Source organism: Paractinoplanes toevensis, from assembly GCF_018332695.1.
Taxonomy (GTDB): domain Bacteria; phylum Actinomycetota; class Actinomycetes; order Mycobacteriales; family Micromonosporaceae; genus Actinoplanes; species Actinoplanes toevensis.
Genome location: NZ_BOQN01000178.1, coordinates 1 through 14558 on the forward strand (window position 1 = coordinate 1; position 14558 = coordinate 14558).

At 67.4% G+C, this 14558-nt stretch carries 20 protein-coding genes; 12 read left to right on the forward strand and 8 right to left on the reverse strand.

Going from position 1 to position 14558, the window contains the following annotated elements; translation table 11 throughout:
* Nucleotides 1-245 precede the first annotated feature (245 nt).
* Together Ato02nite_RS49390 and Ato02nite_RS53430 are read right to left on the reverse strand one after the other, a co-directional pair.
* Nucleotides 246-503 (reverse strand): hypothetical protein, encoded by a 258-nt coding sequence (locus Ato02nite_RS49390; RefSeq protein WP_213013688.1) that lies wholly within the window; start codon nt 501-503, stop codon nt 246-248.
* Between the two features lie 210 nt (nt 504-713).
* Nucleotides 714-1217 (reverse strand): tyrosine-type recombinase/integrase, encoded by a 504-nt coding sequence (locus Ato02nite_RS53430; protein WP_246608225.1) that lies wholly within the window; start codon nt 1215-1217, stop codon nt 714-716.
* Nucleotides 1218-1630: 413 nt separating this feature from the next.
* Between Ato02nite_RS53430 and Ato02nite_RS49400 the strand changes: the two genes are divergently transcribed.
* Genes Ato02nite_RS49400 through Ato02nite_RS49415 form a run of 4 tightly spaced genes read left to right on the forward strand, consistent with a single transcriptional unit; the run spans nt 1631 to nt 3287 of the window.
* Nucleotides 1631-1876 carry a hypothetical protein gene (locus tag Ato02nite_RS49400; RefSeq protein ID WP_213013689.1) on the forward strand — a complete coding sequence of 82 codons (246 nt, stop codon included), beginning with the start codon at nt 1631-1633 and terminating at the stop codon, nt 1874-1876.
* A gap of 31 nt (nt 1877-1907) precedes the next feature.
* Complete coding sequence (locus tag Ato02nite_RS49405) at nt 1908-2243, forward strand: hypothetical protein (RefSeq protein ID WP_213013690.1); 336 nt, start codon at nt 1908-1910, stop codon at nt 2241-2243.
* A gap of 1 nt (nt 2244) precedes the next feature.
* Complete coding sequence (locus tag Ato02nite_RS49410) at nt 2245-2991, forward strand: hypothetical protein (RefSeq protein ID WP_213013691.1); 747 nt, start codon at nt 2245-2247, stop codon at nt 2989-2991.
* Complete coding sequence (locus tag Ato02nite_RS49415; protein WP_213013692.1) at nt 2988-3287, forward strand: hypothetical protein; 300 nt, start codon at nt 2988-2990, stop codon at nt 3285-3287. The genes Ato02nite_RS49410 and Ato02nite_RS49415 overlap by 4 nt, the downstream gene beginning before the upstream one ends.
* Here the strand turns inward: Ato02nite_RS49415 and Ato02nite_RS49420 are convergent.
* Both Ato02nite_RS49420 and Ato02nite_RS49425 read right to left on the reverse strand, forming a co-directional pair.
* Entirely contained in the window at nt 3284-3748 is a 465-nt protein-coding gene (locus tag Ato02nite_RS49420; RefSeq protein ID WP_213013693.1) for an ATP-binding protein, read from the reverse strand. The two genes, Ato02nite_RS49415 and Ato02nite_RS49420, sit on opposite strands and share 4 nt — an antisense overlap.
* Nucleotides 3749-3846: 98 nt before the next feature.
* Nucleotides 3847-4563, reverse strand: a complete 717-nt coding sequence (locus Ato02nite_RS49425; protein WP_213013694.1) for a GAF and ANTAR domain-containing protein — start codon at nt 4561-4563, stop codon at nt 3847-3849.
* Nucleotides 4564-4793: 230 nt separating this feature from the next.
* On the opposite strand from Ato02nite_RS49425, the gene Ato02nite_RS49430 reads away from it, so the two are divergent.
* From Ato02nite_RS49430 to Ato02nite_RS49460, 7 genes are all read left to right on the forward strand, one after another.
* Nucleotides 4794-5606, forward strand: a complete 813-nt coding sequence (locus tag Ato02nite_RS49430) for a SigB/SigF/SigG family RNA polymerase sigma factor (protein WP_213013703.1) — start codon at nt 4794-4796, stop codon at nt 5604-5606.
* A 355-nt stretch (nt 5607-5961) separates the two neighbouring features.
* Nucleotides 5962-6402: an STAS domain-containing protein gene (locus Ato02nite_RS49435; protein WP_213013695.1), complete on the forward strand. Its 441-nt coding sequence runs from the start codon at nt 5962-5964 to the stop codon at nt 6400-6402.
* A 409-nt stretch (nt 6403-6811) separates the two neighbouring features.
* On the forward strand, nt 6812-9019 hold the full coding sequence (gene tkt / locus Ato02nite_RS49440; protein WP_213013704.1) for a transketolase: 2208 nt from the start codon (nt 6812-6814) through the stop codon (nt 9017-9019).
* 146 nt (nt 9020-9165) lie between these two features.
* A complete protein-coding gene (locus Ato02nite_RS49445; RefSeq protein ID WP_213013696.1) occupies nt 9166-9462 on the forward strand; it encodes a hypothetical protein in 297 nt (98 codons plus the stop codon).
* A gap of 82 nt (nt 9463-9544) precedes the next feature.
* Nucleotides 9545-10519 (forward strand): diacylglycerol/lipid kinase family protein, encoded by a 975-nt coding sequence (locus Ato02nite_RS49450; RefSeq protein WP_213013697.1) that lies wholly within the window; start codon nt 9545-9547, stop codon nt 10517-10519.
* Between the two features lie 65 nt (nt 10520-10584).
* Nucleotides 10585-11019 carry a MarR family winged helix-turn-helix transcriptional regulator gene (locus Ato02nite_RS49455; RefSeq protein ID WP_246608226.1) on the forward strand — a complete coding sequence of 145 codons (435 nt, stop codon included), beginning with the start codon at nt 10585-10587 and terminating at the stop codon, nt 11017-11019.
* 53 nt (nt 11020-11072) lie between these two features.
* Nucleotides 11073-11477, forward strand: a complete 405-nt coding sequence (locus Ato02nite_RS49460) for a hypothetical protein (RefSeq protein WP_246608227.1) — start codon at nt 11073-11075, stop codon at nt 11475-11477.
* On the opposite strand, the gene Ato02nite_RS49465 is transcribed toward Ato02nite_RS49460, so the two are convergent.
* The 4 genes from Ato02nite_RS49465 to Ato02nite_RS49480 are packed head-to-tail and all read right to left on the reverse strand — an operon-like array spanning nt 11447 to nt 13946.
* On the reverse strand, nt 11447-11701 hold the full coding sequence (locus tag Ato02nite_RS49465; RefSeq protein WP_213013698.1) for a hypothetical protein: 255 nt from the start codon (nt 11699-11701) through the stop codon (nt 11447-11449). The genes Ato02nite_RS49460 and Ato02nite_RS49465 overlap by 31 nt on opposite strands.
* A gap of 25 nt (nt 11702-11726) precedes the next feature.
* Nucleotides 11727-12287: a hypothetical protein gene (locus Ato02nite_RS49470; protein WP_213013699.1), complete on the reverse strand. Its 561-nt coding sequence runs from the start codon at nt 12285-12287 to the stop codon at nt 11727-11729.
* Nucleotides 12274-13662: a hypothetical protein gene (locus tag Ato02nite_RS49475; protein WP_213013700.1), complete on the reverse strand. Its 1389-nt coding sequence runs from the start codon at nt 13660-13662 to the stop codon at nt 12274-12276. The genes Ato02nite_RS49470 and Ato02nite_RS49475 overlap by 14 nt, the downstream gene beginning before the upstream one ends.
* Entirely contained in the window at nt 13659-13946 is a 288-nt protein-coding gene (locus Ato02nite_RS49480) for a hypothetical protein (protein ID WP_213013701.1), read from the reverse strand. Before Ato02nite_RS49480 ends, Ato02nite_RS49475 begins: the two co-directional genes overlap by 4 nt.
* A gap of 133 nt (nt 13947-14079) precedes the next feature.
* Between Ato02nite_RS49480 and Ato02nite_RS49485 the strand changes: the two genes are divergently transcribed.
* A complete protein-coding gene (locus Ato02nite_RS49485; protein WP_213013702.1) occupies nt 14080-14496 on the forward strand; it encodes a hypothetical protein in 417 nt (138 codons plus the stop codon).
* The last annotated feature ends 62 nt before the right edge of the window (nt 14497-14558 follow it).

Genomic DNA, 14558 nt, shown 5'->3' on the forward strand with positions numbered 1-14558 from the left:
ACGACTTCCTCGAAACCCTCGGAGCCATTTCCGAGGAGCACGACAAAGGGCTCGGCGGGCTCATCCCGGACGGTGGCGATGGCGGCCATGGCGGTAACCCGTAACACCCACCCGGTCGACGGCCTGGCTCGCCACAGAATCTGCTCGATTCGGTCGGCGCTCGCCCGGGCGCCGGAATTCGACAGGTCCGAATCGTGCGGATCGACCGAACTCTGCCGCTTCCTCGGGGGTCCCGTCATCGATTGTCAGGCGCATGCCGGGGGTGTTGTGGGGTCGAAGCGTTCATAGCATCGTTGTGCGTCGGCGAAGAAGGCGTTCGTCCCGCCGGCGATGTGGTGAGTCGAGACGATGCCGAGAGATCCGTCGGGCCGCAGCAGGTCAGCGGCTTTGATCATGCGCACGTCGGGGTCAAGCCAGTGGAACGCGGTGAACAACGGGGGCGGGTAGCTGGGACCGCATTTGTCGTAGAGCTCGGCGTCCGGGCCGAACGTGATGCGCAGCATTCTCGATCGGTATCGGTCATGGTGGCTGGCTATCCCTTCAAGTGGCGCAAGCCCGGCTGATCGAGCACCCCGAGCAGGAACGAGCGCAGCTGATGAGCCCGGCCGTGGCCAGGTGTTCGTCGCAGGTCGAGGCTGCGTGCGTCGGACACCGCCGTGCGGTTGACGGGTCCGGGAGCGTGCCGCGACGCCCGGGCAATGGCCGGGCTGTCGCTAGGCCGGTGGGCTGGCTCCTTGGCGGGGATGAGGTCCACAGGCCCCCGTATTTTCCCCGCGAGAGCCTATCGTTGGCGACCGATTTCCCTCGTTATGGGTCAGGATGGAGCGTCGCCCTCGAGGTCGGGGTGGCTGACGGCGTTGGTGTAGCGGGTGCCGGCTCGAATGCTCAGGCCGAACAGGTCTGCGAGGCGTCGAACGTCGCCGCCGGTGGCGTGGGCCTCGTCGAGGATGCGGTCTTCGCGGATGGCACGGCTTGACTGCCGGGTAGTTCTGACAGCAGCCTCGACCTGGTGGGGTTCGCGGACCAGCAGTCGTTGTGGACAGCCATGAGTGGCCCAGCAACTCCTGTACTGCTTTGAGGTCCACGCCCCGCGCGTACGGCGACGACGCGCAGAAGTGCCGCAGCCCGTGCGGCGACAACCGGCCCTGCCAGGCGGGCAACCACCGGAGAACCGCGTCGGCCGGGCCGGTGCGCAACGCGTTGGCTCCTGCCCGCATGCACCGGCCCGTATGCCGGTCGCGGCGCTCGCTGGGCAGCAGCGGCGCGTCCGGCTGGCTGACCACATAACCGGTCAGAGCGTGGATGTCGCCCTGATAGCGCAGCTCCAGGAAGTCGAAGAACTACCGCAGAAAACTCGCCTTGCTGAACAAGGTGCTCTGGGCCTGACGCTGCTCGGCACGCAGCCACCAGGTCAGCAGCTCGGGGACACCACGAATGCCGGAAAGAACTCGAGAGTTGCCCGACAACCCGGATTCCGGGATCCTCGACCACCAGCTGCCGCCGCACCGTCAGGGTGCCCTGCAGCGGATCGATGTCGTTATCCTCTGGGGAAACTCGGCCGGTTCGGGGGCAACGACAGTTGGCAGAGATCGACGAAACACGGCAGCTTCGCTGGTACCTAGGCCTGGGCGTGGCGTTTCTGGCGGTCGCGCCATTGCTGATGATGACGCTGCTGGCGACTCAGCCGGACGCGCCGGACGGGGCCGCGGTGCCGGTGTTCATCGCCGGGCCGGTCAATCTCGTCGGGCTCGGGCTCGTCCTGCGCAGCATGTTCGCCGCGGACCGTGAGGTGTCGGCCCGGTTCCTCAAGATCGGAGCAATCGTCGTCCTGGTCGGGGATCTGCTGCTGTACGGCATCCGGGCGCTGGCGACCTGACTTCCGGACGAATCAAGGTAGCGGGGGCATCATGACATTTTCGGTAGAACCGATCGCGCTGCATGGATACGCGGCTCTACTGGGCCGCGCGTCCAGCGACGCCGAACAGTGCAAGACCTATTTCACGGCCAACGTGCCGACCCTTTCACCGGTGGCCGAAGGGCTGATCAATCCGCTCTGCTACGAGCACGCCGGGGTGCAGCAGAAGGTCGGCGCGATGCTCGATCATCTGGTGACCCTGCTGGGCGAGTCACGCGACGAGATGGCCGAGACCGCGACGCGCTACGCACAGTCGGACGACGCTGCCGCCGCGAAGCTGGACGACAGCTATCCCGAGACCGTCCGCCCACCCCTGCGGAGGGACTGACGTGGCCTTCGACGACGTCGCCGATCCGATCGGCCAGCTCCGCGATCCCGCCGAGCGCACCGAATCGATCCTCGGCCAGCCGTTCTCCAACCCGGCCGGCGTGCTCGACTGGCTCAGCCCGTCGCACATCGTCAACGAATTCGTGAAGTCGGTGGTCGGCTACGACATCTTCGGCGAAGCCGCCAAGGTCTTCGCCGGCGACTGGGAGCAGGTCTGGCAAGCGGCCGGCGCCTTCCGCAACCTCGGCGGCGCCATGGGCGAACTCGGCATCAACGTCTCGCACGGCAACGTCGAGCTCGACTACTCCTGGGACGGCAACGCCAACGACGCCGCCTTCATGTACTTCGGCAACCTCAGCTCCACGATCGCCTCGCAACGCATCTCGCTGACCGCGCTGGCCGACGCGTACGAGAAAGCGGCCGAAGGCACCTTCCGCATCGGCGAAACCGTCTCGGGGTTGATGAAGGACATCATGGACGCCGCCATGATCGGCGCGGTCGCGGCGTCGGCCGGCACGGCAACGATCGAGACCGGCGTCGGGTTCGTCACCGGCTGGGGCGTTGCCGCGTACGAGGCCTACAAGATCGCCGAAGCGGCCGACGCCGCCCGCAAACTCATCGCCACCGCGTCCACGATCGTCGGCACCGTCGTCGGCGAAATCCAGGCATTGTCCGCCGACACCGGCATCCTGGCGCAGTACCCGCTGCCCGGCGCCGCCTACCACCACCCGGGTAGCGGGATCGAATGACCGACTTCGGCGACCAGCGCATCATCGACCGGCTCCTGGCCCACATCGAGAAAAACGGCGACGACGAACGCCTGCGCGAGATGGCCACCGACGTACGCCGCGGAGACGCCCAGCTACGCGACTTCCTCAGCGCCTCCGAATACTCGGCGGCCCTCCAACCCGGATTGCAGGGCTTCACCAACTGGTACGAACGTCTGGACGAATCCGAACGAGCCGCCCAGTTCAGCGCCTACGAGCAGGCGAGAGACCGGCTGAACAACGCCGAGGACACCAGCGCAGAGACCGAAGACAGCTAAGCGAGCAACGTGCCGGAGACCCCGCTATCCCGATTCTCATCCGGCCTGCCATCTGGAACTGACCTGGTGTTCGGTGGCATATCGATACTCCCGTTACCGGGCAGGGCGAGCTCAGCCCAGATGACCTTACCGGCGTGGCCTTCCCATGTCGTATTTCGGCAGCCCCAGGTAAGCGATACCGCGGCGACGAGGAGCAGCCCTCGTCCACCGGCACGGTGGACGTCGAGATCTCGGAGTTGAGGCAACGTGGGGTCGGCGTCCACGGCTTCTATCAGGATCGAAGCCGGCTGAAGCAGCAGGCGTAGTTCCCCACCGCTGGGCGTGTGCTGGGCGATGTTCTGCACCAGTTCGGTGGTCACCAGCAACGCGTCGGCGGCGCCGTCGGCGAAGCCCCAGACCAGCAAGGTGGCCTCGACGGCCCGGCGAGCAGGCGCTGCGGGCGCACCGCGGGGCAACGCCATGCGAACTTCTCTCACAAGACTGTCATACCCTGCAGCTGAAACAAGCAACGCAATGACCAGAGCCGATGGCGAGCCCTCTCCGTGGTGATGGCTCGGCGCTACCGCTTCGACGGCTCCTGGCTCCGGGCGACCACGGCGGCGGCGACTTCGCGAACCTTGCGGTTGGTGTTCTGCGAAAGCCTGGTCAGGATCCGGAACGCCTCATCGGCCGAACAGTGCTGATCCGCCATGATGATGCCCTTGGCCTGCTCGATGACTGCCCTGCTGACCATCGCTGCCTGCAGATTCTGGGACAGCGTGGCGGCGGCGTCGTACACGTGGGCATTCGCCAGCGCCACAGCCGCGTAACCGGCGAAAGTCTGCGCGATGACGATCGCATCCTCGTCGAAGGCCTGGGGCTTGGTTGCGTAGATGTTGAGTGCGCCGCTGACGGCCTCGTGAACTGGCAATCCGACCGCCAAGGAGCTGTGGACGCCCTGGGCGAGTGCTCTCGAAGCCCATTGTGGCCATCGCGGTTCGGTGCTCATGTCCGACAGCGTCAGCGTATCCATCGAGGCCGAGGCGTCCAGGCACGGCCCGTGTCCCTGCTCGTACTGGAACTCGTCAAGGGCCAGCGCCAGGTCCCCGGTGAAGGCTGGGGTATACGCTCCCTGGCCGCGAACCAGGGTCACAGAGACCTCGGCGGCACCCGGTACGGCCCGTTTCGCCAGTCCGGAGACCTGCTCGAGGACACCGGTGAGGTCTGTCTCGGCGAGTTTGATCCGACCGAGTTCGGCAAAGGCGACGGACGGTTCGAGGGGGTAGTCGTCTGTCATGGTGAGCACGCTTTCGCATCGGAGACGCCGTCCGGCCGCAAACCCTACTCGGTTGGACGAGTCACCCGCGGGCGGGCTCATACTTTCGGCTAGTAATCGCTCAGCCTTTCAGCTAGTGTGTGCCGGTCGGTTCAAACAAGGTGCCGAGATCTGTCAGCGTGCGTCGCTGCGGGCTCCACCCTGTTCCGCCAGGTAGGCATCCCGCATCGATGCGTCCGAGAGGAAGCATCATGCGTTCGACCCCACCGGCCATCGGCACCCCCGACCAGTTCGTCTCCCGGTCCGCCGCGGACGATCGCCGTGCCGACGCGTTGATCACCGCGCTCGCCGCTCTCCCGACGGGACATCCCTCCCGGTGTTCATTGCGTGACCAGGCGATTCAGGCCTGGGCGCCGATGGCCACGCGGCTGGCCCGCCGGTATGCCGGTCGCGGTGAGTCTCAAGATGATCTGACGCAGACCGCGATGATCGGGTTGATCAAGGCTGTCGACCGCTTCGACCCCGGCCACAGCGTCGACTTCGTCGCGTACGCGATCCCCACCATTCTCGGCGAGATCAAAAGGTACTTCCGCGATCACGCCTGGTCGATCCGGGTACCGCGCCGCCTGCAGGAGATGCGGATGGCGATCAATGACGCCAACAGCGTCCTGATCCACTCCCTCGGGCACTTGCCGACGGTGGCCGAGGTTGCCGCCCACCTGAAGGTGACCGAGGAGGAGGTCCTGGAAGGACTGGAAGGCGCACGCGCCTACAGCGCCACGTCCTTGTCAGGTCTGGCTAACGCCGAGGGCAGGCACGAGGTCGGCGACGCCCTCGGCAGCGACGAGCTTGGATACGAACTCACCGAAGCGCGGCTCGCCCTCGGGCCGGCGCTGCGGCGCCTCAACGACCGGGACCGCCGCATCCTGACGCTGCGCTTTTGCGGCGACCAGACCCAGACCGAAATCGCCGGGCAGATCGGCGTCTCCCAGATGCACATCTCCCGGATCATCGCGCGGGCGCTGGCCACATTGCGCGAGGATCTCGGCCCCGACGCCCGTTGAGATTCACTGAGCTGATCGGCGGACAATGCCCCCGATCTGATATCGAAAAACATCCAGGACACCCAGGCGGGCAGCGCCCATCTGCAGCGGAAACGCGAAAACAGCTCGAACTCCGCCCTCGTGAGCGGCGGGACCGTACATCGGCCAACGGGCCGGTGCGTCGTCGGCCAGATCGGAGACCAGGACCGGGCGGGACTCTAAGGCATCGACACAGGGGCCTTCACGCCCGCGGGGCAATTCGATTCTGCACGCCGGGCGGAACTGATGCTCCGGCGTTACGATGACTGGCGTGGCTCCGGTGTTGGGGCCGCTGCCCCAGACCTCGGCATGCAGCTAGCCTCACCAAGGCGGAAGCGTGCTCCCGAGCCCTGATGGCGTCTTTGAAACGTCCGACCGCGAGCGGACAATCACCATTCGCGCTCTGGCCGGCGTGGACCGACGTGTCCACCTGAGCCTGGCCGGCGAGATCGACCTGGCAGCAACCGCTGCCCTGTCCTCGACCGTCGACTGGCTGAGAACGCTGACGCCGATCAGCGTGCTGATTGACCTCTCCGAGCTCAGCTTCGCCTGCGCGACGTTACCGAACTTCATCGTGCGGATCCGCCAGTTCTTGTCCAGCAGCGCCGAAATCGTCCTCTGGCGACCCCAGCCGGAGATTCAAAAGGTCTTGCTGGTGACCGACATGGCAACCATCGCCACCCTGCGAGACGAGCCGGCAAGCCCTCCACCGTGCGTCCCCGACTCCACGCGCGGCGAAGATGAAGGCTGCCCGTCACGCGGCCGGACGCTCGTGTGAGGACTCCACGAAATGCCTGATCGCGGCGGCTGCCTTTCGGCAACACCCGTCCCGCTCCGGGCCGATCGGACGCACCGGGGAAACCACTCGGAGCTGGCGCGGAGGCGCGCAGAGACGTGCTGCTGCAGTTCGGCGCCCTAGTCCGGCACGGCTGACGTTCCGTAGCGGGCCCGCGCCGCGGGTTTACCGGCCCGCACCCTGGGCACCCTTTCAACAGGCGCAATCACATCACGCCATGTCCGGCGCGTTCCGCGCTCCCGTCCGGTCGGAGCAATTCTCTTGTCCGACGGCGAAGCCGCGTCACCCGTGCCGATCCCGACGCCATGGTTCGCCGGACCTCCCGTTCAGCACGCTGACCGTCGATGCCGACGCCGCGCGAACGCCACCGCAGCACTGAGGAGATCGCATGATGCAGCTCCGCCCTACCGCAACTCCGCTCCCCCGACAGGTACCTGCCCCGGTCGCGGACACCGTGGGCTGGGACGCGCTCGATGTCCGCGCCGTGGACACCGCCCGGCTGCTCGCCGCCGACGCCGTCCAGAAGGTCGGCAACGGCCACCCGGGCACCGCGATGAGCCTGGCACCGCTGGCCTACCTGCTCTTCCACGACGTCATGCGGCACGACCCGAACGACGACCAGTGGCTCGGCCGGGACCGGTTCGTGCTGTCCGCCGGGCACACCAGCCTCACCCTCTACACCCAGCTCTACCTCAGCGGCTACGGCCTGGAACTCGATGACCTGCGCGCTCTGCGTACCTGGGGTTCCGCCACGCCAGGACACCCCGAGTACCGGCACACCCGCGGTGTCGAGATCACCACCGGACCTCTCGGCCAGGGCCTGGCCAGCGCCGTCGGCATGGCCATGGCCGCCCGCCGCGAGCGTGGCCTGCTCGACCCGGACGCCGCGCCGGGTGCGAGCCCGTTCGACCACCACGTGTACGTCATCGTCTCCGACGGCGACCTCATGGAGGGTGTCACCGCCGAGGCCAGCTCCCTGGCCGGGCACCAGCAGTTGGGCAACCTGGTGGCGTTCTACGACGCCAACCACATCTCCATCGAGGACGACACCGACATCTCGTTCAGCGAGGACGTCCCCGCCCGCTACGCCGCTTACGGCTGGGACGTGCAGACCGTCGACTGGACCAGCACCGGCGAATACGTCGAAGACATCGACGCCCTGCACGCCGCGATCGAGGCCGCCAAGGCGGAAACCGGCCGGCCGTCACTGATCAAACTGCGCACCATCATCGGCTGGCCCGCACCCACCCTGCAGAACAGCGGCAAGGCGCACGGAGCGGCCCTCGGCGCCGACGAGGTCGCCGCGACCAAGCGGCTGCTCGGCTTCGACCCGGACGCCTCGTTCACCGTCGAGGACTACGTGCTGACCCAGACTCGTACGGTCGTGGCGCGCGGGGCCCGCGTACACCAGGAATGGTTGCCGGGTTTCGAGGCTTGGCGCACCGCCCACCCGGACCGGGCCGCGCTGTTGGACCGCCTGCTCAAGCGTCAGCTGCCAGACGGCTGGGAGGCGGCCCTGCCGACCTTCGCGCCCGATGCCAAGGGCATGGCGACCCGCAAGGCGTCCGGGGAGATCCTGTCCGCGCTCGCCCCGGTCCTGCCGGAGCTGTGGGGCGGTTCGGCGGACCTGGCCGAGAGCAACAACACCACCATGGCCGGCGAACCGTCGTTCATCCCCGCCGACCGGCAGACCCGGAACTGGTCCGGCGACCCATACGGCCGGACCCTGCATTTCGGCATCCGCGAACACGCCATGGGCTCGATCCTCAACGGCATCGCCCTGCAGAGCCTGACCCGCCCCTACGGCGGCACGTTCCTGGTGTTCAGCGACTACATGCGCCCTGCGGTACGGCTGGCTGCCCTCATGCAACTGCCCGCCACCTACGTGTGGACCCACGACTCCATCGGCCTCGGTGAGGACGGCCCCACCCACCAGCCCGTCGAACACCTCGCCGCGCTGCGCGCCATCCCCGGCCTGGACGTAGTCCGGCCCGGCGACGCCAACGAGACGACCGTCTGCTGGCGCACCATCCTGGAGCACACCGACCGGCCCGCCGGGATGATCCTCACCCGGCAGAACCTGCCCGTACTCGACCGCGGCCCCGGCGGACACGCAGCCGCGGACGGCGCGGCCCACGGCGGGTACGTCCTGGCCGGCGCCGATGACGCCGCCGACGTGCTGCTCATCGCGACCGGCTCGGAGGTGCAGATCGCCCTCGACGCCCGCGACCTGCTCGCCAACGATGGTGTCACGGCCCGGGTGGTGTCGATGCCCTGCCGGGAATGGTTCGCCCAGCAATCCCTGTCGTACCGCGACCAGGTCCTCCCGCCGGCCATACGGGCGCGGGTCAGCGTCGAGGCGGGCATCGGTCAGGGCTGGCGCGACGTCGTCGGCGATGCCGGGCGCATCGTCAGCCTGGAACACTTCGGCGCCTCCGCCGACTACCAACGCCTCTACCAGGAATTCGGCATCACCGCCGCAGCCGTCGCCCAGGCCGCCCGCGACAGCATCCACGCCACGTCCGGCCCGGTTCGTCCCGGTGGCGATCAGCAAACCGCCTCCCCCACAACAGGTGGCACCGGCGACCGGCCGGAGTGACATACGTCCTGTTTGGATAGGTCCAGCGAGGGAACTCATTCATCGACGGCAACGAATGATGGTTGCTTTCCGGAGCTTTCCTGCATCAGTCCCGTGCTGCCAAAGCAGTACGCCGGTCCACGCATAAACGGCCCCAGGAGACATACATGTCCAGCACCACCACCAACCGCAGCGACGCCTCCACGAGCGGCGCGCTGCGCCGCCGTTCGACCGAGACCAAGGCCGCGTTCAAGACCACCGAGTTCATCGCGTACGTGGTCATCACCGTGGCCGTCCTGATCGCCTCCGTGGTGGTCGACGGCAACGGCAACGGCGACAACGGTTCCGGCGGCGACTACTTCCGCGCCGACCGCGCCTGGTTCTTCGTCGTGCTGCTGACCATCGGCTACCTGGTCAGCCGCGGCCTGGCGAAGTCCGGCAGCCGCGAGCACAACGACGCCTGAGAGCACTGACGACTGCCGCCGACCGCTACCCGGGGTCGGCGGCGGTCGCATTTCCCCACCGAGAGGACTTCCCGTGGACGTCATGACCATCCCAGGTCCCCTGCGATCAGCCGTCGTTGTGAACCCCGTGAAGGTGGCCGACCTCGGCGAGCTGCGTCGTACCATCACCGACGCTCTCACTGCCGCGGGCTGGCCCGAGCCGATGTGGCTCGAAACCACCGTCGAGGACCCCGGCGCCGGCCAGGCCGCCCGGGCCATGCGTGACGGTGCTGAGCTCGTCTTCGCCTGCGGCGGCGACGGCACCGTGATGGCCTGCGTGACCGCCCTCGCCGGTTCCGACGTCGCCCTGGCCGTGCTGCCCGCCGGCACTGGCAACCTGCTGGCCGCCAACCTCGGGCTCTCCGGCGACCTCGCCACCGGCATCGAGGTGGTGCTGCAGGGTGGACGCCGACGCATCGATGTCGGCGCGGTCGGCGAGCAGACCTTCGCGGTCATGGCCGGCATGGGTTTCGACGCCCACATGCTTGACGCGACCAACGACAAGGCCAAGAAGCACATCGGCTGGCTGGCCTACGCCGCCGGCGCCGCCCAGCATTTGCGCGACCGCCCTATGCACCTGCGCATCACCCTCGATGGCAAACCGGCCTTCACCCGCCGGCCCCGCACTGTCATCGTCGGCAACGTCGGCCGGCTGCAGGGCGGCATGCGGCTGCTCAATGATGCCCGGCCCGACGACGGGCTCCTGGACGTCGCCATCCTCAGCCCGCGGACCCTGCGACACTGGGCCGCCCTCGGCTGGGGTGTGCTGCGCCGTAAGCAGTCGGTGCCGAGCATGGAGACCTACACCGCCACCCGCGTACAGATCAGCAGCCGACGGGCCCAGCCCCGCCAACTCGACGGCGACCTTATCGACCCCGGTAAGGACCTGACGGTCACCGTACGACCTCGGGCCTTGCCGCTCTGCGTGCCGCAACCCGCCACCGATGCCGATCTGGCTACCGACGCGTCCGCCGTCAACCGCGACGCCGACGAAGTACGGGAATCCGTGACCCACTGATCGCATCCGAGGCCCTTGCCTGCCGAGCTTGAAGTAAATGCAACGAGATCGTATAGTCCGAGATCGTGATATCTAAGTCGGTGCCATCCGACTGGTCCGCCCTGCTCGCCTTACAACGCGCTACCCATGCCACCCTGCAGGTACTTGCCACCGAACTCGTCGATCTCGATCTGAACGCCTCCGAGATCAACGCCATGGCCAACCTTGCCGACGGCCGCGGCCGTACCGTCTCCGAACTCGGCAGGGCCGTGGGCGTGCGCCCCACGACACTCACCAGCGTGCTGGACCGCCTCGAACGACGCGGCTACATCAGCCGGGGCACTCGCCCGGGAGACCGCCGGGTCGTCGTTGTCGAGCTCACCTCGAGCGGCCGCAGTGCAGCCACCACAATCCGCGAGTCCATCACACGCATCGAGCACCGAGCGCTCGGCGATCTGCCGGCGGCCGACGTGGATGTCCTGCGGCAGGCCCTGGAAGCGCTGGCGGGAATGTCCTCATGAGCACGCCCAGGTCAAGTTCATCCGGAGCCGGTGCACCCGCCTTCGAATCACTGATGGCTCAAGTGATGGCCGCTGCTGAGCGGTTCGGCCACCGCGAACACGTCCACCTGACCTGGCTTGCCGTGCGCCGACACGGAATACCCCAGGCGATTGACCTCATCAGCGACGGCATCCAACGCACCGCCCGATACGCGGGCGCACCGCAGAAATACCACGCGACGGTCAGCCGAGCATGGATTGAACTCATCGGACACCACGCCTCCGAAACCCACGAAGACAACTTCGCTCATTTCGCCGACCAAAATCCCGCCCTCCTCGACAAGCGCTTACTGAATCGCTTCTACCACTCAGCGACCCTGGCCGGCCCGCACGCCAAGCAGGGCTGGGTGGCACCCGATCGTGCCCCATTTCCCTGGACGACCGGCCGTCAGCGGCTACGTCGTCGCATCCATTGGTAGAGCAGCCACAGTGCGAGCGCGGGCGGTGTCAGGACCGCGGCGCACAGGATTGCGAAGATCACTCCGTAGCCGTGCGGATCGGAGATCCATCCGGCGGCGCTGAACACCGCCTCGCCGATGAGCACCGCGATCACCACAGCGGTGCAGGCGAACAGGCCGAGCACGAGGCGCCGAAGCGCTACCTGCAGGGCGCCGGTGCGGGTTGTGCTATCGGGCGAGTCCATGTATTGCTCCGCAGGGTGGGTGCTGTCATGGGTTCGGATCGGGGGTGCAGATGGTCAGGAACGATTTCGTGTTCTCGCGTTGAACGCCGGAGGCGTCCAGCCAGCCGCTCTTGCCGAACAGGTAGTCGCTGGACGGGTGCTGGGCCGACTCGCGGAGCACCTGGGCGACGTCGGCCGTGGCACCGTACGACGTCGGGCCGTTGACGTAGAGAACGATCGAGCCGGCCTTGGTCCAGTCGTAGCCGGCAGGCAGCGGTGTCTGCACCTGCAGAGGTCCTGCGGTGTCCGGCACGGAACCTCCGGTGCTGGCCAGCAGGTCCATGCGCTCCAGAAGCACTCCCGGCTGCGGTGCCGTCCACACCTGTTGGGTGCTCTGCTTGGTGCCGCTGTCGAAGACCAACGTCAGGCCGATGACGCCGGCGCACGGGGTGCCCGTCCACAGTTTCAGGACGCCGCCGTCGACACGGAACCCGGCCTCCGGCGGCAGCGACGGCTCGAACTGCGACTTCGTGTCGCACCCCGCGGTCAACACCGCCACCAGCAGGGCGGCGCAGGCGAGCCGCAGCCGCCTTCTAGTACCCACCATCGGATAGCCCCGCGTCTTCCTCGGTCTGGTTGCCGCCGGTGATCTGTTCCCAAATGTAGGAGGTGACGTATTTCGTGTAACCCTCGTTCGCCCACTGCTGGGAGTGCCGCTCCTCGTGGTGCAACAACCGGTCCAGATCGAGGTTGCCGGGGTGTGCCGGCTGGCCGTCGCCTTCGTACCACGCTCTGCCCGAGGTCACCATCTCGCGCAGTTGCTGCGCGGGATCGTCCGGGTCGTCGAGGTTCACCATGAACGTGTCGCCCCAGGTCGTTCCGCCGCGCTGGCTGAACTGGTCCTGGATGAGGTTGCCGCCCAGGCCCATCATCATGCCGTTCGGGGTGGTCACCAACCGGCCGCCGTTGCCGTGCACGAAACCCACATCGTCGTCGTAGCTGAACGAGTTGTCCTTCTGCCGGTCGATGATGCGCTGCAGTTCCTCGGAGCTGTACGGGGTCGGCGCGAAGTCGCCTCCGCTGTAGTCGGTGCCGGCATTCAGGATGTAGGTCATCTGCACCGCTTTGGCGGCGTCGTCGCCGCTGATGTCGGTCGGCATCAGGAAGTACGACTTGACGGTCCCGTCGCCGTCGGAGTCCTCGCGGATCTCCTCCATGCCGTCGAGGATCGAGAAGTCCTCCGGCGTGATGTGGTGATCGGTGATGATCTTCTTGATCGTGTCGACCGACACGCCCCGGCGCACCGCGTTCTCCAGCCATTCCCGGTAATGGCCGGCCACGGGCGGCCCGGTCAGCAGCCCGGCGTCGCGCAGCGACTGCTCCATGTCGACGACCTGGGCCTCGATGTCCCCTTCCTTGCCGGCGCCGGCCAGGGTGGTCGCGCCGTTGTCGCCGATCTGGCGATCCAGGGCGAGTTGCATCACCCGGGACAGGGTGGTGTCGATGTTGTTCGCCGTCGTGAGGATCGCCGTGGTCTCCTGCACCAGCTGCTGCCGGATGCCTTCGCGGTACCGGGCCGCCTCGGCGCGGTCCTCCGCCTCGATCCGCGACCTCGGCGGCGGATCGGCGGGCTTGTTGTCCACGATCGCGCCGTCACCGCCGATGTGGAACTGGTACGTGCTGGCCAGGGAGTCGTTGTTGGCGACCCGGCCCTTCAACGTCACCACGTCGTCCGCCGCGTTCTGCAACGCCCGTTCGACCGCGGCCAGCTCCGCGATCAACACTTCGGCGTTGTTGCGCGTATTACCCAGCGACGTACGGGCCTCCTCGCCCGCAGTCCCGTGCCAGTCCGGCAACCTGCGGGCGTCGTCGAGCTCATCCTGCAACCCGATCAACGTGTACTGCCGCCCATGCAGATCACCGGCCGCCGTATCGACCGGCTTGTCGTCCCACTTGCGGACGTCGTCGTAGGTGATCGTCATTTGCCGAAGGCTCTCTTGGCAGCGTCATCGCTTTCGGAGTAGGTCTTCGCAACCGACGCGATCGAGGTGCTCCACCGGTCGATCTCGTCCGCCCACTCCTTGCCGCGGTCATTGAACGCCGACACCAGAGCAGCCGCCTTCGACGCCGCCACCCCGCCCGGCAATGCTGTGGCGATCACCTCCAGACCAGCACCCGGATTCACCGTCCTGGCCTGATCGGCGGCAGATCCCGCCGCCTTGCCCGCATTCCGAAGCTGACCGATCTGGACCTCGAATCCACTCACCGCCCGTGATCACCACCCTCCGCCTCGGTCATCGACCGACACGGTACTAAAAGTTCGCCATCATCGGTCGCCCTCAATCCCACAAGGCAGCTCAGCAGGTTCGAGCGGGCACGCCCGCCTCGGAGCACCGAGGATGGCCGAGCCCTCAGCAGCGCGGGAGGAGGGCGACCGATCCCGCGCGACGGGAAGCGAGGAACGGCACGCGGCCGTCGTCCAACTCGCCGCTGAATCAGGCGCCGAGACCGAACCTGGCGACCGCGACTTTCTTGATCTTCGCTCGAACTTCGGCCGAGCCGCTGCGCAGCTCCTCAAGGCGTTCGGTCCCGCCGAGGATCTCTGCAAGGTGCCCAGACTGACGCGGCCGCTGCGATCGGTTCTTCAAACGCTGACGGCCGCGAGTGCGGAAGAACCGATCTACGGCTTCGAGTTGTGCGACATGACTGATCTCGGCCCAGGCACGGTGCACACCGCTCCGGCGCTCGCTTCACGGCTGCCTCTCAACAGCGGCCACGAAGCCGGCCGCCCGCCGGGAGGGCGTGTCCTCCGCTAAGCAGTGGCGGTCGCGCCGTGTGCTGTTGCGATGAGCTGCCGGGCGAGGGCGATGAAATCCGG

Excerpts from the sequence above, each read along its gene's own strand:
- Ato02nite_RS49425 (WP_213013694.1), bottom strand. The coding sequence starts at position 4,563 with ATGACAGACGACTACCCCCTCGAACCGTCCGTCGCCTTTGCCGAACTC.
- Ato02nite_RS49445 (WP_213013696.1), top strand. The coding sequence starts at position 9,166 with ATGTCCAGCACCACCACCAACCGCAGCGACGCCTCCACGAGCGGCGCG.
- Ato02nite_RS49420 (WP_213013693.1), bottom strand. The coding sequence starts at position 3,748 with ATGGCGTTGCCCCGCGGTGCGCCCGCAGCGCCTGCTCGCCGGGCCGTC.
- Ato02nite_RS49430 (WP_213013703.1), top strand. The coding sequence starts at position 4,794 with ATGCGTTCGACCCCACCGGCCATCGGCACCCCCGACCAGTTCGTCTCC.
- Ato02nite_RS49415 (WP_213013692.1), top strand. The coding sequence starts at position 2,988 with ATGACCGACTTCGGCGACCAGCGCATCATCGACCGGCTCCTGGCCCAC.
- Ato02nite_RS49470 (WP_213013699.1), bottom strand. The coding sequence starts at position 12,287 with ATGGTGGGTACTAGAAGGCGGCTGCGGCTCGCCTGCGCCGCCCTGCTG.
- Ato02nite_RS49450 (WP_213013697.1), top strand. The coding sequence starts at position 9,545 with ATGACCATCCCAGGTCCCCTGCGATCAGCCGTCGTTGTGAACCCCGTG.
- Ato02nite_RS49390 (WP_213013688.1), bottom strand. The coding sequence starts at position 503 with ATGCTGCGCATCACGTTCGGCCCGGACGCCGAGCTCTACGACAAATGC.
- tkt (WP_213013704.1), top strand. The coding sequence starts at position 6,812 with ATGCAGCTCCGCCCTACCGCAACTCCGCTCCCCCGACAGGTACCTGCC.
- Ato02nite_RS49465 (WP_213013698.1), bottom strand. The coding sequence starts at position 11,701 with ATGGACTCGCCCGATAGCACAACCCGCACCGGCGCCCTGCAGGTAGCG.
- Ato02nite_RS53430 (WP_246608225.1), bottom strand. The coding sequence starts at position 1,217 with ATGCGGGCAGGAGCCAACGCGTTGCGCACCGGCCCGGCCGACGCGGTT.
- Ato02nite_RS49405 (WP_213013690.1), top strand. The coding sequence starts at position 1,908 with ATGACATTTTCGGTAGAACCGATCGCGCTGCATGGATACGCGGCTCTA.
- Ato02nite_RS49485 (WP_213013702.1), top strand. The coding sequence starts at position 14,080 with ATGGCCGAGCCCTCAGCAGCGCGGGAGGAGGGCGACCGATCCCGCGCG.
- Ato02nite_RS49475 (WP_213013700.1), bottom strand. The coding sequence starts at position 13,662 with ATGACGATCACCTACGACGACGTCCGCAAGTGGGACGACAAGCCGGTC.
- Ato02nite_RS49460 (WP_246608227.1), top strand. The coding sequence starts at position 11,073 with ATGGCTCAAGTGATGGCCGCTGCTGAGCGGTTCGGCCACCGCGAACAC.